Origin of the sequence: Luteimicrobium subarcticum (assembly GCF_002798015.1) — a bacterium.
Classification (GTDB): Bacteria; Actinomycetota; Actinomycetes; order Actinomycetales; family Cellulomonadaceae; genus Luteimicrobium; species Luteimicrobium subarcticum.
In genome coordinates, this window is sequence record NZ_PGTZ01000009.1 from 276,403 (window position 1) to 296,301 (window position 19,899).

General features: G+C 72.4%; 19 protein-coding genes. 7 read left to right on the plus strand and 12 right to left on the minus strand.

Annotated features, from left to right (window positions below; translation table 11 throughout):
- Positions 1-4: 4 nt before the first annotated feature.
- Positions 5-1,270, plus strand: a complete 1,266-nt coding sequence (locus tag CLV34_RS11905) for an alpha-hydroxy acid oxidase (RefSeq protein ID WP_100350517.1) — start codon at positions 5-7, stop codon at positions 1,268-1,270.
- An 84-nt stretch (positions 1,271-1,354) separates the two neighbouring features.
- On the opposite strand, the gene CLV34_RS11910 is transcribed toward CLV34_RS11905, so the two are convergent.
- From CLV34_RS11910 to CLV34_RS11955, 10 genes are all read right to left on the minus strand, one after another.
- Positions 1,355-2,578, minus strand: coding sequence for an MFS transporter (locus tag CLV34_RS11910; RefSeq protein WP_100350518.1), 1,224 nt, complete (start codon positions 2,576-2,578; stop codon positions 1,355-1,357).
- Between the two features lie 91 nt (positions 2,579-2,669).
- Positions 2,670-3,863 carry an acetyl-CoA C-acyltransferase gene (locus CLV34_RS11915; protein ID WP_100350519.1) on the minus strand — a complete coding sequence of 398 codons (1,194 nt, stop codon included), beginning with the start codon at positions 3,861-3,863 and terminating at the stop codon, positions 2,670-2,672.
- Entirely contained in the window at positions 3,860-4,510 is a 651-nt protein-coding gene (locus CLV34_RS11920) for a 3-oxoacid CoA-transferase subunit B (protein WP_100350520.1), read from the minus strand. The genes CLV34_RS11915 and CLV34_RS11920 overlap by 4 nt, the downstream gene beginning before the upstream one ends.
- Positions 4,510-5,256: a CoA transferase subunit A gene (locus tag CLV34_RS11925; RefSeq protein WP_100350521.1), complete on the minus strand. Its 747-nt coding sequence runs from the start codon at positions 5,254-5,256 to the stop codon at positions 4,510-4,512. Before CLV34_RS11925 ends, CLV34_RS11920 begins: the two co-directional genes overlap by 1 nt.
- Positions 5,253-6,278 carry a fumarylacetoacetate hydrolase family protein gene (locus CLV34_RS11930; protein ID WP_100350522.1) on the minus strand — a complete coding sequence of 342 codons (1,026 nt, stop codon included), beginning with the start codon at positions 6,276-6,278 and terminating at the stop codon, positions 5,253-5,255. Before CLV34_RS11930 ends, CLV34_RS11925 begins: the two co-directional genes overlap by 4 nt.
- Positions 6,275-7,414 carry an FAD-dependent monooxygenase gene (locus CLV34_RS11935; protein ID WP_100350523.1) on the minus strand — a complete coding sequence of 380 codons (1,140 nt, stop codon included), beginning with the start codon at positions 7,412-7,414 and terminating at the stop codon, positions 6,275-6,277. Before CLV34_RS11935 ends, CLV34_RS11930 begins: the two co-directional genes overlap by 4 nt.
- A gap of 85 nt (positions 7,415-7,499) precedes the next feature.
- A complete protein-coding gene (locus CLV34_RS11940) occupies positions 7,500-8,498 on the minus strand; it encodes a cyclase family protein (protein ID WP_100350524.1) in 999 nt (332 codons plus the stop codon).
- Positions 8,495-9,388, minus strand: coding sequence for an alpha/beta hydrolase family protein (locus CLV34_RS11945; protein WP_211289433.1), 894 nt, complete (start codon positions 9,386-9,388; stop codon positions 8,495-8,497). The genes CLV34_RS11940 and CLV34_RS11945 overlap by 4 nt, the downstream gene beginning before the upstream one ends.
- A gap of 281 nt (positions 9,389-9,669) precedes the next feature.
- On the minus strand, positions 9,670-10,695 hold the full coding sequence (locus CLV34_RS11950) for a VOC family protein (protein WP_100350525.1): 1,026 nt from the start codon (positions 10,693-10,695) through the stop codon (positions 9,670-9,672).
- A 107-nt stretch (positions 10,696-10,802) separates the two neighbouring features.
- The gene (locus CLV34_RS11955; protein WP_100350526.1) at positions 10,803-11,663 is read right to left on the minus strand and encodes an SDR family NAD(P)-dependent oxidoreductase; all 861 of its coding nucleotides are present in this window, start codon (positions 11,661-11,663) and stop codon (positions 10,803-10,805) included.
- Between the two features lie 49 nt (positions 11,664-11,712).
- Between CLV34_RS11955 and CLV34_RS11960 the strand changes: the two genes are divergently transcribed.
- Complete coding sequence (locus CLV34_RS11960; RefSeq protein WP_100350577.1) at positions 11,713-12,687, plus strand: LysR family transcriptional regulator; 975 nt, start codon at positions 11,713-11,715, stop codon at positions 12,685-12,687.
- On the opposite strand, the gene CLV34_RS11965 is transcribed toward CLV34_RS11960, so the two are convergent.
- Entirely contained in the window at positions 12,684-13,475 is a 792-nt protein-coding gene (locus tag CLV34_RS11965; RefSeq protein WP_100350527.1) for an IclR family transcriptional regulator, read from the minus strand. The two genes, CLV34_RS11960 and CLV34_RS11965, sit on opposite strands and share 4 nt — an antisense overlap.
- A gap of 48 nt (positions 13,476-13,523) precedes the next feature.
- On the opposite strand from CLV34_RS11965, the gene CLV34_RS11970 reads away from it, so the two are divergent.
- Genes CLV34_RS11970 through CLV34_RS11985 form a run of 4 tightly spaced genes read left to right on the plus strand, consistent with a single transcriptional unit; the run spans position 13,524 to position 17,319 of the window.
- Positions 13,524-14,768, plus strand: a complete 1,245-nt coding sequence (locus CLV34_RS11970) for an FAD-dependent oxidoreductase (RefSeq protein ID WP_100350528.1) — start codon at positions 13,524-13,526, stop codon at positions 14,766-14,768.
- Positions 14,769-14,791: 23 nt separating this feature from the next.
- Positions 14,792-15,673: a fumarylacetoacetate hydrolase family protein gene (locus CLV34_RS11975; RefSeq protein WP_100350529.1), complete on the plus strand. Its 882-nt coding sequence runs from the start codon at positions 14,792-14,794 to the stop codon at positions 15,671-15,673.
- Positions 15,670-16,782 carry a cupin domain-containing protein gene (locus CLV34_RS11980; protein WP_245859198.1) on the plus strand — a complete coding sequence of 371 codons (1,113 nt, stop codon included), beginning with the start codon at positions 15,670-15,672 and terminating at the stop codon, positions 16,780-16,782. The genes CLV34_RS11975 and CLV34_RS11980 overlap by 4 nt, the downstream gene beginning before the upstream one ends.
- A gap of 3 nt (positions 16,783-16,785) precedes the next feature.
- On the plus strand, positions 16,786-17,319 hold the full coding sequence (locus CLV34_RS11985) for a maleylpyruvate isomerase N-terminal domain-containing protein (protein ID WP_100350530.1): 534 nt from the start codon (positions 16,786-16,788) through the stop codon (positions 17,317-17,319).
- Here CLV34_RS11985 and CLV34_RS11990 read toward each other — a convergent pair.
- Positions 17,288-18,343 (minus strand): LacI family DNA-binding transcriptional regulator, encoded by a 1,056-nt coding sequence (locus CLV34_RS11990; RefSeq protein WP_100350531.1) that lies wholly within the window; start codon positions 18,341-18,343, stop codon positions 17,288-17,290. The genes CLV34_RS11985 and CLV34_RS11990 overlap by 32 nt on opposite strands.
- A gap of 215 nt (positions 18,344-18,558) precedes the next feature.
- Here CLV34_RS11990 and CLV34_RS11995 point away from each other — a divergent pair, with 215 nt between their 5' ends.
- Entirely contained in the window at positions 18,559-19,866 is a 1,308-nt protein-coding gene (locus CLV34_RS11995; RefSeq protein WP_100350532.1) for an ABC transporter substrate-binding protein, read from the plus strand.
- The last annotated feature ends 33 nt before the right edge of the window (positions 19,867-19,899 follow it).

Sequence of the window (19,899 nt, forward strand, 5' to 3'; positions counted from 1 at the left end):
CCCGATGGTCCAGCGTCAGCTGCCGAAGCCGGCCGAGCTGTTCGAGCTCATGAAGTTCAAGAAGCCGCAGCTCGACGGGCGGCGTCGTCGGCTCGACGCGGCCCTGACGATCGACGACCTGCGCACGGTTGCGAAGCGTCGCACCCCGGCCGCGGCCTTCGACTACACGGACGGGGCGGCCGAGGGCGAGATCTCCCTCGCGCGCGCCCGGCAGGCCTTCCGGGACATCGAGTTCCACCCCGGGATCCTGCGGCCCGCGCCGGACGTCGACACGTCCGTCGAGATCCTCGGCGGGTCGTCCGCGCTGCCGTTCGGCATCGCGCCGACCGGGTTCACGCGCCTGATGCAGACCGAGGGCGAGATCGCGGGCGCGTCGGCGGCGGGCGCCGCCGGCATCCCGTTCACCCTCTCGACGCTGGGCACCACGTCCATCGAGGACGTCCGCGCGGCGAACCCGCACGGGCGCAACTGGTTCCAGCTCTACGTGATGCGCGACCGCGAGATCTCCTACGCGCTCGCGCGCCGCGCCGCCGCGGCGGGGTTCGACACGCTGATGTTCACCGTCGACACCCCGGTGGCGGGCGCCCGCCTGCGCGACAAGCGCAACGGGTTCTCGATCCCGCCGCAGCTCTCGCTCAAGACGGTCGCGAACGCGATCCCGCGACCGTGGTGGTGGTGGGACTTTCTCACGACGCCGACGCTCGAGTTCGCCTCGCTGTCGAGCACGGGAGGCACGGTCGGCGAGCTGCTCGACGCGGCCATGGACCCGACGATCAGCTACGACGACCTCGCGGTGATCCGCGACCTGTGGCCCGGCAAGATCGTCGTCAAGGGCGTCCAGAACGTCGCCGACTCGGTGCGGCTCGTCGACCACGGCGTCGACGGGATCATCCTGTCCAACCACGGCGGCCGGCAGCTCGACCGCGCGCCCGTCCCGTTCCACCTGCTGCCCCAGGTGGTCCGCGAGGTCGGGGCCGACGCCACCGTCATGGTCGACACGGGCATCATGAACGGCGCCGACATCGTCGCCGCCATGGCCCTCGGCGCGAAGTTCACGCTGATCGGGCGCGCGTACCTGTACGGGCTCATGGCTGGTGGACGGCAGGGGGTCGACCGCACCATCGCGATCCTGCGCGACGAGATCGAGCGCACCATGAAGCTCCTCGGGGTGTCCACGATCGCGGAGCTCGAGCCCGGCCACGTCACGCAGCTCCGCCGGCTCGTCCCGTTGGCTGCCCCGGCACGACGTCCGGCACCGTCCCAGCCCTGACATCGTCTTCGCGGACAAGAGGACGCGGCCCACAGGTTCCTCGGGGAAACCGCGGGCCGCGTCCGTCGTCCTGCGGGCCTGCCGTCACGCGTCGGCCGTGGGCACCTGCGTCGAGGAGGGAGTCCCCTGCCACCGGAGCAGCAGGGCGACGGCGAGGGCGAGCGCCCCGATCACGCCGACTGCCCCGGCCAGCCCGCCGACAGCCGCTGCGACGCCGGTCGCGACGAGCGGTGCGAGGAACTGCCCGCCGAAGAACGCAGAGTTCCATAGGCCGGAGACCCGACCGCGCTGCTCGAACGGTTGGCTCGCCACCACCCAGACCACCATGGTCGGGAGCAGGAGACCCGAGCCCACCGAGGCGACGATCGCCCCTGCGACGACCACGGGGAGGCCGGGGGCGAGCCACACGACCACCATGCCCACGGCCTGGAGGGCGAACGCCGCAGGCAGCAGCCGCGTCGGAGTGAATCGGGCGACACGCCGGAACGCGAGCCCGCCCGCGGCAGTCGCCAGAGAGGCCGCTGCGGCGACAGCACCGATCACGGCGGTGTTCTTCTCGTCGATCCCGGTGTCCACGACCACGTAGCTCAGCTCGACGACGAGCACCGAGAACGTCGTCCCGCCGAACAGCGTGACGAGCAACGGGAGGCGGAGTGCCGACCAGGGCACGGCGGGCACGCGGGTCTGCTCGGACCTGAGGACCTCGTCGGGCTCGGGCTCCCACAGCGAGACAGCGACCGGGAGCGCGATCACGAGGCCGGCGGCGTAGACCCAGAACGGGGTGTGCCAGCTGTTGGCGCCGAGGGCGCCGCCCACCGCGACGAACACCGTCGCGGCCAGCGTCGTCGTGACTGCCTGCAGGCCCAGATACTCGTTGCGGCGGCGCTCGTCGGGGAAGTAGTCGACGATGAGCGCCGTCGCGACCGTCATGATCGCCGCCTCGCACAGGCCGACCAGCGCACGGCTGACCAGGATGAGGCGGAGGTCGTCCATCAGCGCTGGTGCGATGCCGACGACCGCGTAGACCACGAGGGCGACCAGCAGGAGGCTCTTGCGGGCGAACCGATCGGCCACCTGGCCCGCGAAGGGCGCGAAGAGCGCGATCATCAGCGCTGGCAGCGCGACGATCAGCGGGACGAGCACCGCCGACCCGGCGGTGTGCTCGAAGTGGTCGCTGATCTGTGGAAGGACGGGGGTGATGAGCACCGAGCCGAGGACCGGCATGGTGCTGGCGGCGAGCAGGGGCACGGCCTGCCACACTCCTGCCTGGCGTTCGGTCGAGGCTCTGCGCAGGGCAACGTTCGTCATGTGATCTCCTTTGATCGGTGACAGGTCGAGCTGGTGATGGGTAGGACCTCGACCGGTGAGGCGGGCTCTGTCAGGTGCTGCGTGGGACGGCTCAGGCCTCGAGGAGGAGGGCGCTCCCCTGACCCCCGCCGCCGCAGAGGGCGACTACCGCGCGCCCTCCGGAGCGCGCGAGGGTGTGCGCCGCGTGGACCACAAGGCGTGCTCCGGACGCCGCGAGCGGGTGGCCGAGCGCGATCCCGCCGCCGTCGGCGTTGAGCCGCGGGTCGAGCGGGTCGAGCCCGAGCGCGTCGGCGGACGCGGCGACCACCACGGCGAACGCCTCGTTCAGCTCGATCGTCGAGAGGTCGTCGACGTGCCAGCCCTCGGCGGCGAGCGCGGCCTGCGCGGCCCGCGCAGGCTGGAGCAGGAGGGTGTTGTCCGGCCCGGCGACCTCCGCGTGCGCCTTCACGGTCGCGAGCACCGACCAACCCTCGTGCTCGGCACGCTCGCGTGTCGTCAGCACCGTCGCGGCGGCGCCGTCGGACAGCGGCGAGGCGTTGCCGGCGGTGATGGCCCCGTCGGGGTCGAACGCCGGCCGGAGCGCGGCGAGGGTCTCGACCGTCGCGTCCGGCCGGACGCCCTCGTCCTGCGCCACCTCGAGCGGACCGCCGCGTCGCGGCACCGGGACCGGGACGATCTCGCGGGCGAGCACGCCGTCGTGCTGGGCCCGAGCTGCTCGCTGGTGCGAGCGCGCGGCCACGGCGTCCTGCAGCGCCCGGGGGAACGTGCCGCGCGATGTGCTGCGGTCAGTGAGCTCACCCATCGCGACGGCGTCGAAGGCGTCGGTCAGGCCGTCACGTCCCGCGTGGTCGAGCAGCACCGCGTCGCCGTACGCGAACCCGGAGCGCGATCCGGCGAGCAGGTGCGGGGCGAGGGTCATCGACTCCATCCCCCCGGCGACGACGACGGACGCCTCACCGAGCCGCAGGCGCCGTGTCGCCTCGATCACGGCGCTCAGGCCGGACAGGCACACCGTGTTCACGGTGACCGCGTGCGCACGCCAGCCGATCCCGGCGCGCCGTGCCGCCTGTCGTGCAGGGTTCTGGCCGGCCCCCGCTTGCAGGACGTGCCCCATCACCACCGCGTCGACCGACGCCGGGTCGATCCCGGAGCGTCCGAGCGCACCCTCGACGGCGATCCCGCCGAGCTGGGTCGCGGGGACCGCGCCGAGCTGCCCGCGCAGACGCCCCTGAGGGGTGCGTGCTGCTCCGACGACCACGACGTCGACCGGGTCGCGGCGGGTCATGCGGCGGTCACCGCGGGGTCCAGGACGACGTGGGCTCCCGTCGCGGCGACGACGTCGGCCACCGTGACCGCCGGGGCGAGCTGGCGCAGGACCAGGCCGGTCCCGGTGACGTCGAGCACACCGAGGTCGGTGATGACACGGTCGACGACCCTCTGCCCCGTCAGCGGGAGGGTGCAGCGGTCCACGAGCTTGGGCGAGCCGTCGCGGGCCACGTGGTCCATCAGGACCACGACCCGGCGGGCCCCGGCCACGAGGTCCATCGCGCCGCCCATGCCCTTGACCATCGAGCCGGGGACCTGCCAGTTGGCGAGGTCCCCGTGTGCCGACACCTGGAGGGCCCCGAGGATCGCGACGGCGATGTGTCCACCGCGGATCATCGCGAACGACGTCGCGGCATCGAAGCAGCTGGCACCCAGGTTGGCGGTGATCGTCTGCTTGCCGGCGTTGATGAGGTCGGGGTCCTCGTCGCCGTCCACGGGGAACGGCCCGATGCCGAGCAGCCCGTTCTCGCTCTGCAGGGTGACGTGCACGTCCGGGGGGACGTGCTCGGCGACCAGAGTCGGGATGCCGATCCCGAGGTTCACGTAGTCGCCGTCGCGCAGCTCGCTCGCGGCACGAGCAGCCATCTCGTCTCGGGTCCAGGGCATCAGGCACCTCCGTGGAGCACCGGCAGGGCCGAGCGCACCGGGGGGCGCTCGCGCACGGTGCGCTTCTCGATCGGACGGTCGTGCGTGGTGGGGACGAGCGCCGACACGAACACACCGGGCGTCATCACGTCGTCCGGGTCGAGGTAGCCGTCCACCGCCGGGTCAAGGTAGGTCGCGACGGAGGCCACGGTGACCGGTGCCGCCATCGCGACGACCGGGTTGAAGTTGCGTGCCGTGCGCCGGTAGCGGAGGTTGCCCGCGGCGTCCCCGACGTGGGCGTGGACCAGCGCGAGGTCGGCGCGGATCGCACGCTCGAGCACATAGGTGCGGCCGTCGATCTCGGTGGTGGGCTTGCCCTCGGCGACTGTCGTCCCGACGCCGGTCGCCGTGTAGAAGGCAGGGATCCCTGCGCCACCGGCCCGGAGCCGTTCGGCGAGCGTGCCCTGGGGGACGAGCTCGACGTCCAGCTCGCCGTCGAGGTAGCGCTGGGCGAAGAGCTTGTTCTCGCCCACGTAGGACGCGAGGACCCGCGAGACCTGGTCGTTCTCGAGCAGCACACCGAGGCCGAGGCCGTCGACGCCCATGTTGTTCGAGACGACGGTGAGGTCGCGGACACCGGAGTCGCGGACGGCGTCGATGAGGTCGTACGGCACGCCGCACAGGCCGAAGCCGCCCACCGCGAGCGTCATCCCGTCGTGCAGCCTGCCGGCGAGCGCGTCGTGCGCGTCGTGGTTCACGGCGGTCATCGGCCCTCCACCGGGGTTGCGACGGACGTGCCGACCAGGCGGTGTCGGCGCCGTTCGCGGGACCGCGCCCGGGGGACGACGGGCAGGTCGGCCAGGTCGGGCCCCGGAACCACCCGGTTCTCGACCGTGCCGATGCCCTCGACGTCCAGCCGGACGACGTCGCCGGGTGCCAGGGGCGGCGGCACCTGCGCTCCGGACCGCCCCCAGAGCTCGCCCAGGCAGCCGCCGTTGCCGCACGTCCCGGACGCGAGGACGTCACCCGGGCGGACCCAGGTCCCGCGCGAGGCGTACGCGATCATCTCCTCGAACGTCCACCCGGCGTTGGACAGCAGGTCGCGCCCGACGGGGCGTCCGTCGATCGACGCGTCGAGCCCGAGCGCGAGGTAGCCCTCGTCGTCGCGGTGCTGCTCGAGCTCGTCGGCGGTGACGATCCACGGGCCGAGGGTCGACGCCGAGTCCTTGCCCTTGGCCGGTCCGAGGTTGACCTGCATCTCGCGGCCCTGGAGGTCACGGGCGGACCAGTCGTTGAAGATCGTGTACCCGAACACGTGGTCGCGCGCCGAGGCGGCCGAGAGGTTGCTCCCGGAGCCCGCCACGACGACCGCGACCTCGAGCTCGAAGTCGAGCACCCGGCAGCCGGGCGGCACGGGGACGTCGTCGTGCGCGCCGATCATCGAGTGGGGGTTGGTGAAGTAGAACGTCGGGGCGTCGTACCAGGCGTCCGGGACGCCGCCTCCGCCCGAGACGCTGCGGACGACGCCCTCGACGTGCTCCTCGAAGGTGACGAAGTCACGGACCGACGGCGGTTCCAGGGGAGGCAGGAGACGCACCGCGTCGAGCGGTACCGCCGGCGAGGTGCGCGTCGCCCAGGCCGCGGCCTCGGCCGCGGCGGCGAGCCCTGCCGTGGCGAGGTCGAGCACGGTGGTGCCGGCACGCAGGGCGTGGAGCCGTTCCTCGCCGGGCAGGCCCACGACGGCGGCGTCCTGGGCGACGCCGTGCAGCTCGTAGCGCGCGAGCCTCATGCCGGGTCCGTCACGAGCACGGAGATGCGGCGCATGAGCCCGGGCACGTCCGCCTCGGAGGGCGGCGTGCGCTCGAGCATCCACCGCGCGACCTGGACCGACGCCTCGACGACCGCGCCGGCGCGCGGGCGGCGTCGCGCCGCGTACGCGGTCAGGAGCGCCTCGTCGAACGAGTCCGCACCGATCAGGAGCTCGGCGAGCACGGCGGCGTCCTCGAATCCCTGAGCCGCGCCCTGGGCGATCGTGGGCGGGCACGAGTGCGCGGCGTCACCGACGAGGACCACCCTGCCCCGGTGCCAGTCACCCGGGACGACGTGCGACTCGAACCGGGCGTAGTTGACGTACGTGTCGGGGTGCAGGCTCGCGCGCACGTCGTCCCACGGGCCGTGGTACGACGCGGCCAGGTCGCGGAACACCTCGACCTGCTCGGCCGCTGTCAGCCCCGAGCGGTCCTGCACGTCCTCGACGAGGTACGCGTACATGCTGTCGGTGCCGGTGGGGCAGTAGCCCGCGATGTAGCACCGCCCGCCGTAGGTGAGGTCGGTGCGCTCGACCTGTGCAGGCCGCGGCACGTGGACGCGCCAGATGCCCATGCCGGCGCTGACCGGCTCCGCGTCGATGCCCAGCGCGTGGCGGGTCCACGAGTGGATGCCGTCGGCGCCGACGACCAGGTCGTAGCGACCGCTCGAGCCGTCGCCGAAGGCCACGTCGACGCCGTCGGCGTCCTGGTCGAGGCGTGTCGGGACGGTGCCGTAGCGCACCTTGACCCCGACCTCGGCCGAGCGCTCCAGGAGCAGCCGTGCCAGGTCCGGGCGTGGCATCCCGAGCGTCGCGGGCAGGTCGGGCCCACCCGTGCGCACGTCGGGGATCTCGGCGACGAGCGTCCCGGACGGGTCGGGCAGCCGGATGCCGACGGAGTCGAAGGGGTAGCCCGCAGCGAGGACGTCCTCCCAGACGCCGAGCTCGCGCAGGATCCTCAGGGCATTGCCCTGCAGCGTGATGCCGGACCCCACGGATGGCACCTCGGGGCGCTCCTCGACGAGGTCGACGGCGACGCCCTGGGGGGCGAGCAGGATGGCTGCGGCGGTACCGGCGGCGCCGCCGCCGACGATCAGGACGGAACGAACTGCGGGCATCGTTGCCTCACTTCCGGATGTGACGAGCGGGGGTCTCCCCGTCCGGCGACCGTGCCGGACGGGGAGGGTGACTCCTGGCGTGCGACTACTTGAGGGCGACGGGGTTGATCGGCGACCCGACGGCTCCCGTGATCGGCAGCGGCGGCGCCGTGAGGAGGAACTCGTAGACGCCGTCGCGCGCGCAGTCGGCGCCGAGCTCCTCGAGCGCCCACATCTCCCCGAGGAACAGGCCGAGGTGCGGGATGACGACCTGGTGGAGCGGCTGGAACGCGGCGTCGAACTCGTTCGGCCGCACCTCGAAGCCCCAGGTGTCGGTCGCGACGGCGGCGACGTCGTGCTCGTGGATCCAGTCGACCGTCGTGAACGACAGGCCCGGTGCGGGGCCGCCGGCGTACTCGCCCCAGCCCTCGCGCCGGGTGCGTCCGTACTGGCCGGTCCGCACGACGAGGAAGTCCCCGGGGCCGACGTGGGACGTCGGGCCCTGGGCGGCGATCGTGGCGTCGAGGTGCTCGGGCAGGATCGCGAACCCGTCCGGCAGCTCCCCGTGGGCGGTGTCACCGAGGTGGCGCCCGACGTCGAGGAGCACGCCGCGGCCCGTGAAGTCGGAGGCGACGGTCTCCATGCCCGTGACGAGGTCGCCGGCCGAGGTGACGACCTCGGCGGCACGACGACCGTTCCACGCCCGCCCGTGGTCGAAGATGTGGCCGAGGCCGTCCCACTGGGTCGAGCACTGCAGCGGCATGGAGACGACGTCGTCCGCGCCGCCGATGCCGTGGGGGAGGCCCTGGTCGCCGAGCTCGGCCTCGACCCCGGTGTCCAGCATGGTGTGCACCGGGTTGGTCCTGCGCCGCCAGCCCTTCTGGGGGCCGTCCATGTCGAACGGTTGCGCGAGCGAGAAGGGCTGCCCGCGGCGGACGAGCGTCGCGGCGTGGCGCCGGTGCTCGTCCGTCACGAGGTTGAGCGTGCCCTTGACGTCGTCGTCGCCCCACCGTCCCCAGTTGGAGCAGCGGGCGGCCGCTGCGGCCACGGCTCCCGCGGGGTCGGTGCGGTCGAGCGAGGTCCGGGTCGTCGTGGGGGTGCTCATGCGGTCCGCCCTCCGAGCCGTTCGGCGACCCAGTCGGAGATCACGTCGGTCGCGACGGAGCCGTTGTCCACGCTCGAGTGCGCCGTGCCGCCGGTGCGGTCCGTGAACACGACGAGCGCCGGGTCGGGCGACGACGTGAGCTGGTCGTACGTGCGGTGCGCGTACTCGAGCGGGATCTGCTTGTCGTGCTCACCGTGGGTGACGAGGAACGGCACCCTGATGCGGTCGAGGATCCCGTCGAGGTGGACGTGCTCCGCGATCTCGAAGAAGTCGTCGAGGTCCTTGGCGCCCCACACCCACTGGACGTGCTCCCAGTAGTGGGGGACGGGACGTTCGCCCTCCCGGTCGCGGCGAGCCTTCTGCACGGCGCGCCAGTCGTGGTTCGCGCCCCACGCGACGCCGAGGGCGAACCGCGGCTCGAACGCGACGGCCCGGGGGGCGTAGTACCCGCCGAGGGAGACGCCGAGCAGACCGACCCGGTCGGCGTCGACGTCGTCTCTCGCCGCGAGGAACTCGTAGACGACCGAGGCCCACTTCTCCGCCTCGGGGACGGCGGGCAGGCCGTGGAGGCGCAGCGCCTCGCCGGTGCCCGGCTGGTCGATGCACAGGCTGGAGACACCGCGCGCGGCGAGCTTCGCGCCCGGCCCGGTGCGGTAGAGCATCTCCTTGGTGCTGTCGAGGCCGTTGACCTGTACGAGGACCGGCGACGGCCCCTCGTGCACGGTCCCGTCGGGGTCGAGCGCGCGCGTGAGCAGGCCGGACAGGACGGTGCCCTCGTAGGGGATCTCGACACGCTCGACGTTCTCCTGGGCGAGGGTCACGCCCTGCTGGAAGGTCGCGAGGAACTTCTGGTAGAGCGCAGCCCGCGGGGCGTGGCCCGCTGCCTGCATGCGCTCTCCGGTGAGGAAGTAGGTCGCCGCGCGACCGAGCTTCTCCCCGGGCCGACAGGTCGTGACCGGCGGCCTGGTCCTCGTGCGCGAGCTCGACGAGGGTGTCGCCCTGGCGCTCCCAGCCGGCCATGAGGTCGACGGTGCCGGCGTCCTCACCGCGCGTGGCGGCGTCGAGGAGGGGTCGGCAGACCGCGTCGACCTCGCCGATCCGCCCGCCCATCTCCAGGGCGAGGTTCACCGAGAGGTTCCAGACATAGTTCCCGGGAAAGTACGCGAACATGTCAGCCCCGGCCCTCGCGCGCGTACGGGTTGACCAGCTCGTCCTCGGTGCCCGGGACGACCCCCTCCTCGGTGGCGGACGGCTTGCCGGCGTCCGGGGGGAAGCACTCGGTCATCGACATCGGCATGGCCGAGTTGCGGTAGATGCTGTTGGAGCCGAGGGCGGGCGTCCAGGTGTTCGCCTGCCAGTCCGGCACGTAGTTGCGGTAGCCGTGGGTGTTGAGCTCGATCCGCATGCCCCCGGGCTCACGGAAGTAGAGGAACGACTGCTCGCCGATGCCGTGGATGCTCGGGCCGTACTCGATGTGCGTGCCGTTCTCCATGAGGACGTCGGCGGCGACGAGCAGCTCCTGGATCGAGTCGGTCCAGAACGCGATGTGGTTGACGCGGCCACCGCGCGTCGAGGAGTCGAGCACCACCCCGAGGTCGTGGGACTTCTCGTTCGTGGTCAGGACGGAGAACACCGTGATGTCGGCGTGCTCGATGTCCGTGTACGCCATGATCCGGAACCCGAGGACCTCGCTGTACCACGCGGCGAAGCCCTTGACGTCGGGCGAGGCGATGGTGACGTGGTCCAGGAAGCGGGGAGCGGCGGAGTGCGAGCTCCGCTTCTCGGGGCGGTCCGGGAAGATCGAGGCGAGCTCGGCCGGCGCGGAGTGCTTCGGGACGTCCCAGTAGAGCTCCATGGTGTGGCCGTAGGGACCGGTGAACTGGAACGAGCGTCCGTGGCCCTGGCGCTTGTCGTACCAGGTGCCCTCGATCCCCTTGGCCTGCACGCGGGCGGCGGCCTCCTCGAGGGCGTCCGCGCTGCCCGTGCGCCATGCCATGTTGACCAGGGCGGGCTCGTCGCCGGGCGTCACGATCAGGCTGTACGGGTAGTAGTCGCCCCAGCAGCGCAGGTAGGTGGTGCCGTCGTCGTCGCGGCTCACGGCACGCAGGCCGAAGTTCTTCTCGAAGAAGGCGACGGAGCCCTCCACGTCGGGGGAGGCGATCTCCAGGTGGGCCAGGTGGGCCAGCGTGTTCGTCATCGAACATCCTCTCGGGTCGGTCTTCACCGGTCCGCGGGCGCTGGTACGCCGGAGTGGAGTGCGCTGCGCCGCGCGGCCTGCGACCACCTTGCGCGTCAGTCGGCGCATCAGGGAAGGCAGTGTCGCTGATGCGGCACATCCGTTTCATCGATGACAGCCGAGGGGATCGGGGACGGGTCGTCGGACGCGGCTGCCAGCCCGTCCGCGATCGACTTGACCCCGCCGTGCGCGGTCATGCCGCCGTCCACGGGGATCTCCGCTCCGCTCACGTACGACGAGCCGTCGCCGATCAGGAACGTGACGAGCGCCGCGACCTCGTCGACCGTGCCCGTGCGCCCGAGGGGCGTCTCGGTGACGTTCCCGTCGCGGAACGCCGGGGACGCCGACGCGGTCATCGGGGTCTCGATGTACCCGGGGTGGACGGCGTTGACCCGGATCCCGCGGGGACCGAGCTCGAGGCACGCGACCCTGGTGAGCCCCCGGAGCGCCCACTTGCTGGTCGTGTAGGCGACCGGCACGTGCCCGGTGAGGGCGGCGACGGAGCCGACGTTGACGATCGACGACCCGCGCGGCATCAGCGGAGCACAAGCCTGGATGGCGAGCACCGGGCCCACGAGGTTCACAGCGTGGACCCGCTCGAGGTCCGCGACGTCGACGTCGAGGAGGCGTGCGCGCCACGTGATCCCGGCGTTGTTGACGAGGCCGTCGATGCGGCCGAACCGGTTCCTCATGTCGGTTGCCAGGCTCGCCCAGGCGGCGCGGTCCGTCACGTCGTGCCGCCGGTACTCGGTCGTGTCGCCGAGGGCCTCGGCTGGCGTGTCGGCGACGTCGAGCGCCACCACGTGCGCTCCCGCGGCGGCCAGGGAGCGGGCCTCGGCCGCGCCCTGGCCGCGAGCGGCCCCGGTGACGACGACGATCTTGCGGGGCAGGCCGGTCGGCGGGCCTGGCGCCTCGTTGCGCAGGGTCATCCGTCGACCTTCGAGGGGGTGCGCGCCCCTGGCAAGGCATGATGTGTGGATGCCGCCCATCAGCCGCGCCGATGCGGACCTGCCGGACCGTGCACAGCGCGTGCGCCGCGTCACCCAGCTCGCGAACCTCGACCTCAACCTGCTCGTCGCCCTCGACGCGCTGCTGCAGAACCAGGGCGTGACGAAGGCCGCGGTCCAGATGGGGTTGAGCCAGCCGGCCCTGTCGGCGTCGCTCGCGCGCCTCCGACGTCACTTCGACGACCCGCTGCTCAGCCGCCGGGGCAACGAGTACTTCCTGACGCCGTTGGCGCTGCAGCTCCGGGAGCGCACCCGGACGGTCCTGGCCGGGGTCGAGCGGGTGTTCGCCGCAGAGCCCGTCTTCGACCCGGCGACGTCCAGCCGAGAGGTCTCGGTGGTCGCCAGCGACTACAGCGTGGCGATGCTGGGCGCCCGCGTGGCCGAGATCCTGCACCGGGAGGCGCCCGGCATGCGGCTGCGCTTCGCCGCCAACACGCCGAGCATCGTCGACGACGCGGCGCACGCCCTCCTCGGCACCGACCTGATCCTGCTGCCGCACGGCTTCATCACCGACATGCCGCACGCCGACCTGCACGAGGACCGGTGGACGTGCCTCGTCGCCGAGACGAGCACCGAGGTCGGCGACGAGCTCACGCACGAGCAGCTGCGGACGATGCCCTGGGTCATGACCTTCCACAGCCCGACCGCCTCGACGCCGGCGGCTCGCCGCCTCCGCATGGCGGGGTTCGAGCCACGCATCGAGGTCGTCACCGAGCACTTCCTGACGATCCCGGCCCTCGTCGCGGGGAGCAGCCGCGTCGGGCTGTTCCAGGAGCGGCTGGCGCGGGCGCTCCCGGCGGCCGCCGGGGTGCGCGCGGTGCGCGCCCCCGTGGACCTCGGCACGCTGGTCGAGGCCATGTGGTGGCACCCGGCCAACGACCGGGACCCCGAGCACGAGTACGTCCGGGACGTCTTCCGGCGTGCTGCCCAGGAGTCGTCCGGCTAGCCGAGGTCCGCCTCGGCGAGGTCACGCTCGATCTGGAGACGCGCGTCGAGGAGCAGGGGCAGCAAGGTGCCGGGAAGGCGGTCGGCGAACCGGTCCGACCGGGTCGAGAGCGTCACCGCACCGACCGCGGTGCCCCAACGGTCGTGGACGACCGCGCCGACGGCCGCGACGCCGCGCTCGGTCTCCTCGATGTTGACGGCATAGCCGTGCGCCCGCGCTCCGTGGACGTCCGTGAGGAGGCGGTGGAGCTCGTCGGCCGTGAGGTCGCCGGGAGCACCGGCGCTGAAGACGGCCCGGACCTCGTCGTCGGTGAGCTCGGCGAGCAGCGCCTTGCCCCCCGAGGCCTCGTGCGCCGCCATGACGACGCCGTCCCGGTCGTGGGTCGCGTCGACGGTCCGGGCGCGCACCGTCACGAGGAACCGGACGTTCTGGCCGACGCGGATCATGAGGTTCGCCGACTCCTTGCTGCGGCGCGAGAGAACTTCCAGGTGAGGCAGGCTCAGCCGCCGGAAGTCCCGGCTCCGCTCGAGACGGGCGGGTCCGGCGTCCATCGACGGTCCGGGCAGGTAGACGTGCGACTCGTCCTGCACGGCGAACCCGCGGTACAGGAGAGTCTGCAACAGGCGGTGCGCGCTGGACCGTGAGATGTCGAGGTGCGCCGACGCGTCGGCCACCCGGACGCTCCCGTAGTCGCGGAGCATCTGGACCAGGCGCAGCCCGCGGTCGAGGGACTCGACCGCGGCCGGGGGACGGTCGGGCAGAGGTGGGTGGCGCCGCGTGTTCCTCATAGCGGGACATCCTCGCGCGCTTCGCGGCACGCTGCCTAGGGTCCCGGCATGGATCACGACGTGGTGTTCCCCACAGGGACGACAGCAGACAAGACCTTGATCGTCGGCGGCGGCATCTCCGGCCTCGCAGCAGCGCTCGCTCTGAGGCGCCAGGGCAAGGACGTGACGGTCGTCGAGCAGGCACCGGAGTTCGGCGAGATCGGTGCCGGCCTCCAGCTCGGCCCGAACGCGACCAGGATCCTCGACGGCTGGGGTCTCCTCGACCAGGTGCGAGACGTGGGTGTCGAGCCTGGCCGGCTGGTCCTTAAGGACGCGGTCACGGGCGACGAGCTGGCGGCCCTCGACCTGCGCGGCTCGTTCCGCGAGCGCTACGGCGCCCCGTACGTGGTCATCCACCGCACGGACCTCCACAGCATCCTGCTCGAGGCGTGCCGTGCCGCCGGCGTCGAGCTGGCGACGGCGACGCGCATCGCCCAGGTGTCCCAGGACGACGCCGGGACGGTCGCCCGTGCCGACGACGGCCGCGTGTTCGAGGCGGCGGTGACGCTCGGTGCTGACGGGCTACGTTCCGCCCTGCGGGACACGATCGTGGGCGACGAGGTCGTCCCGTCCGGGTTCGTCGCGTACCGGGGGACCGTCCCGACCCACGAGGTCCCGGAGGAGAGCGGGCTCGACGACGTGGTGTGCTGGGTCGCCCCTGACGCCCACGTGGTGCAGTACCGGCTGCGCGGCGGCAGCGTCCTGAACGTGGTGGCGACCTTCCGCTCGCCGGGGTTCGCCCGCGGCGAGGCCGACTACGGGACGCCGGACGAGCTGGAGGCGGTGTTCGCCGCCTGCCACCCCCGGGTCCGCGAGGCGGTGTCGCACGTCGGCCGGCAGCGGCGCTGGCCACTTTTCGACCGGGAGCCGGCGGCCCGCTGGAGCGACGGTCGGGTCGTGCTCGTCGGCGACGCCGCGCACCCGATGCTGCAGTACCTCGCGCAGGGCTGCTGCCAGGCACTCGAGGACGCCCAGGCGCTCGAGCTGCTCGTGGCGCAGCAGGACGGGCCTACCGACTGGTTGGCTGTCGTTCGGGAGCTCGTCGCGGCGCGCGCGGACCGGACCGCCCAGGTCCAGCAGCGCGCTCGCGTGTTCGGGGACGTGTGCCACGCCGGGGGTGCCGCGCGCCTGCTGCGCAACGCCCTCCTGGCGCACGCCGAGGACCTGACCGAGTACACCGACTGGCTCTACGCGGGGACGGTGGCCGAGCGCCTCGCCACCCCCGCTCCCGCCCCTGCCCTCTCGCGCGCCTGAGCGCCTGAACGACGGAGACCACCATGAAGCTTGCAGTGCTGGACGGCCGCACACCGGTCGTCGTGACCGAGGACCGGGCCGTCGACGTGAGCGCCGTGATCGGCGTGACCGCCGGGTTCGCCGGGCCCTGGGGGGACTGGCTCGAGCGAGGCCACGACCCGGGGGAGCTGCGCGACCTCGACCTCGCCGGGCTGCCGACGGTCTCGCTCGACGAGGGGCGGCTCACCGCGCCGCTGGCCCGGCCCCGGAAGATCGTCGCCGCGCCGGTCAACTACCTGGACCACAAGATCGAGATGTCCGAGCAGAAGTCCGTCGCGGACTACGGCGTCTTCCTCAAGGCCGGCACGTCGGTCATCGGTCCCCGCGAGGTCGTCGAGCTGCCCTACGAGGACCTGCGCACCGACCAGGAGGGCGAGCTCGCCGTGGTGGTGGGGCGCACCGCGCGCCATGTGACGGCGGACGCCGCCCTCGACCACGTGCTCGGGTACACCTGCGGGCTCGACATCAGCCTGCGGTCCACCGAGGACCGTTCGACCCGCAAGTCGTTCGACACCTTCACGCCGCTCGGGCCGTGGATCGTGACGGCGGACGAGGTCCCGGACCCCGACGCGCTCGACCTGAGGTGCTGGGTCGCGGGGGAGCTGCGGCAGGAGACCAGTACCTCCGAGCTGTTGTTCTCGGTGCGTGAGCTGATAGCGTACGCGTCGTCGGTGATGACCCTCGAGCCGGGCGACGTCATCCTCACCGGGACGCCGGCAGGCGTGGGTCCGCTGCGCGACCGTGATGTCGTCCGCCTCGAGATCGGGTCGGTCGGGACGCTCGAGGTGACCGTCTCGGGGGCACCTGCCGTCCCGTACGCCTCGCGCCCCCGAGGCCGGGCCGCGCTGGCAGGCGGTGCCCGTTGAGCGCGCAGCCGGGCGACCCCGGCCAGCCCGACCCGAGCCCCGAGCTCGACCGGCTGTACGCCGACTTCGAGCGCAACAGCATGGCACCGCTGTGGACGCAGACGAACGACCTCATGCCGCTCGCTCCGCGGCCTTCTGCCGTCCCCTTCGTCTGGCGGTGGTCCGAGCTCCTCGACATCGCCCGCCGCGCCGGCGACCTCGTGCCGGTCGGCCGGGGCGGCGAGCGACGCGCGATCGGGCTCGCGAACCCGGGTCTCGCCCCCACGGCCTATGCGACCCCGACCCTCTGGTGCGCCATCCAGTGGCTGGGGGCGTTCGAGACGGCACCCGAGCACCGGCACGCGCAGAACGCGTTCCGGTTCGTCGTCGAGGGTGAGGGCGTGTGGACGGTCGTGAACGGCGACCCGGTCCGGATGAGCCGCGGGGACCTGCTGCTGACCCCCGGATGGAACTTCCACGGCCACCACAACGACACGGACCAGCCCATGGCGTGGATCGACGGACTGGACGTGCCGTTCGCCCACGACATGGACCTCGGGTTCTTCGAGTTCGGCTCGGAGCGTGTGACGGACGAGGCGTCGCCGCACGTCTCGCGGTCCGAGCGCCTCTGGGCCCACCCGGGCCTGACCCCGTTGTCGTCGCAGGAGGCTCAGGTGGCGACGCCCCTCGGCGCCTACCGCTGGGAGCACACCGACGCGGCGCTGCGGGAGCAGCTCGCGCTCGAGGACGAAGGGCACCCGGCCACGGTCGAGCAGGGCCATGCGGCCATCAAGTACACGAACCCCACGACCGGCGGTGACGTGCTGCCGACCATGCGGTGCGAGTTCCACCGGTTGCGCGCGGGGACGCGGACCGCGACGCGACGCGAGGTCGGTTCGTCCGTGTGGCAGGTGTTCGCGGGAAGCGGCGCGGTCGTCATGGACGGGGAGCGCCGCGAGGTCGTCACGGGCGACCTGTTCGTCCTGCCGTCCTGGACGGCGTGGTCGCTCGAGGCCTCGGACGAGCTGGACCTCTTCCGGTTCTCGGACGCACCGATCGTCGAGCGTCTCCAGTTCCAGCGGACGTACCTGCCCGACACGGACAGGCTGTTCCCCGGAAGCCGGGGCTGAGTCGTGCCGGCCCGCCACGACCTCGTGACGGATCCTGTGATCCGCGCGGACCTGCTGCTGGCGCGTCGGGGGACGGCGTTCTTCTCCCGACAGCTCGGCGCGCTCTCGGCAGCCGACCTGCTCGAACCCTCGGCGGTGCCGGGATGGAGCCGCGCGCACGTCGTCGCGCACGTCGGGTACCACGCGCGGGCGCTGGCGCAGCTCCTCGAGGAGGTCAGGACAGGTCGGCCCGTCGCCGAGGAGGAGGCCGTGGCGGCACCGGCGGAGCGCGTCGCCTACGGGGCGACGCTCCCGCCGGCCGCGCTGCGGCACCTCCACGCGCACGCCGCCGTGCACCTGAGTGTGGAGTGGCGCGACCTCCCGCCGGAGCGCTGGGTGGCGACCGGCTCCCTCGACGGCCGCGACACGAGGGTCGCCGACACCCCCTGGCGACGCGCTCGGGAGGTGTGGCTCGGCGCGGTGGACCTGGCCGCGGGGGCGACCGTCCGGGACGTGCCGGACGCAGTCACACGGCGTGAGCCCGTGCCGGCACGCTGACCGTGCTGGCACGGACCACGAGGGAGGGTTCGAGCACCACGGCACGGTGGTGGTGCTCGGGCCCACCGCGTGCTTCGTCGAGGACCAGCTCGGTCCCGACGCGCCCCATCTCCTCGCCGGGCTGCGCGACCGTCGTGATCGGCGTCGGGCTGTCCCAGGCGGCTTGGTTGTTGTCGTAGCCGACGACCCCCACGGCGCCGGGGACGTCGACGTCGGACATGGCGAACGCCTGCAGGATCCCGGCGGCCAGCAGGTCGGTCGCGGCCACGACGCCGTCCACGCGGCCCGCGCGCACGTCGTCGACGAGCGCGCCACCCACCTCCCAGCCGTCGGCGCGGTTGACGCCGGTGGGCACGACCGTGCGGACGTGCTCGGCGCCGCGCTCGCGGACCGCGCGAGCGAAGCCGCGCGCTCGGTGCTGCACGGGCTCGAGCGCCTCGGGGCCCCCGACGAACACGAGCCGGCGGCGACCGGTGTCGACGAGGTGGCTCGTCGCGAGCCAGCCCCCCCGCTCGTTGTCCACCGAGACGCTGCAGAAGCGCGTCGTGGGGACCGCGAGGTTGAGCATCACGGTGGGCGCCGAGCGGGGCGCCTCGTCGGCGATGGCGGCGAAGTGCTGCTCGTCGTTGAGGGTGAGCAGGAGCCCGGCGACCCGCGCCTGCCCGAACGTCCGCAGGTGACGTGTCTCGCGCTCGAGCCGGGTGTCGCTGTTGGCGATCATCAGGGTGTGATCGGCTGCCTCGGCCGCGGTCTCGGCGCCTCGGGCCACGTCGACGAACAGGGAGTTGCTCAGGTCGGGCAGGACGATCCCGACGGTCCGGCTGGACCCGGCGGCCAGGGACCGGGCGATGCCGTCCGGCACGTAGTCGAGCAGGGTCATCGCGCGGACGACCTTCTCGGTGGTCGCGGGCGCGACGCGGGCGGGGTGGTTGAGGACGTTGGAGACGGTCCCGATCGAGACACCGGCCAGCCGCGCGACGTCGGAGATGCCGGTCCGGGAGGGTCCGGGCCTCTTGCTGCTCATCGGTACCGTGCGCTCCTTCGTGCGGCGTCCAAGGTCACGGAACGATATCAGTCGAATGAAGCGCTCCAACCACGCAGGCATCAGTCCTGTCGATGTCCCGCATCGCCGGTTCGGAAGCCATCCCGTGCGGCTTGATCTCGCACGAGCGTGCCGCCTACCTTCGATCCTTGAAACGCTTTAAGGCGTTCGACCCCGCCCTTCAAGGAGGAAGTGTGATGTTTCAGCGAGGACGCAGGACGGCACGGCTCACCGCCGGCCTGAGCATCGTGGCGGCTGGCGCGCTGGCCCTGTCGGCCTGCTCCGGCTCGGACTCGAGCTCCGGCAGCGACGCGAAGTCCGGACCCTTCAAGTACCTCTCGTTCTCCGAGAACACGACGATCCAGGACACGCTCAAGACGCTCGCGTCCGGCCAGTGCGCGGATGCGAACTCGAAGGCGGAGCTCCAGGTCACCACGCAGCCCCAGGCGAGCTTCGATCAGCAGATCCAGCTGCTCGCCGGCCAGGGAGCGCTGCCGTCGATCTTCCCCGCCGGAAACTCGCCGTCGGTCGCGAAGGAGCTCGACCGCTCCAGCAGCCTCGTCGACACCGGTGCCGAGCTCGAAGCTCTCGGCGACTCCGACGACATCCTGCCCGCCGCCAAGTCCACGATCGAGAAGCTCTACGACGGGAAGGACTACGTCCTCCCGACCGAGCTCAACGTCGAGGGCATCTGGTACAACAAGAAGCTCTTCGCCGACAACGGCATCGAGGCCCCGGCGACCTGGGGCGACCTGACCGCCGACGCGGCGAAGCTCGAGGCCGCAGGCGTCCAGCCGTTCGCCGCGGACGGCAAGGACGGCTGGCCACTCACCCGGCTCATCGGCAACTACATCTACCGGTCCGTCGGCGCGGACGCCCTCCAGGCCGTGGCCGACGGCAAGGCCAAGCTGACGGACCAGGCCTACGTCGACGCCGCACAGGCCGTCGCCGACCTCGGAGCCAAGGGCTACTTCGGCAAGTCGGTCGGCTCGATCGACTACACGACCGCGATGAACCAGTTCCTCACGGGCAAGGCCGGGATGTACTACATGGGCTCGTGGGCTCTCGCGAACTTCAACGACCCGAAGCAGAACCAGATCGGTGCCGACAACATCGGGTTCGTGCCGTTCCCGACCGTCAGCGGTGGCAAGGGCGGCTCCGAGCTCGCGGCGAACGTCGGCGTCCCGCTCGCGCTCTCCAAGAAGAGCTACGACTCCGGGTCGAAGGCGTGGCTCGACTGCATCGCGAAGAACTATGGCGCGGCGGCCCTCAAGGGCAGCGGCACCATCACGGGCTTCAAGGTCAACGGTGACGCGGGCAAGGTGCCCGCGCTGACCAAGTCCGTCCAGGAGCAGATCGACTCGAGCACGGACACCGTCCTCTGGTTCGAGGCGCTGTTCGACCCGAAGGCGACGACGACCTCCCAGACCAACGCCGCACTCCTCGTGAACGGCAAGCTCTCGGCCGCGGACTTCATGTCGAAGATCCAGGCCGACCTCGGCTGACCAGCTCCCCGCTGAAGTGTCGCCGGGAGCCGC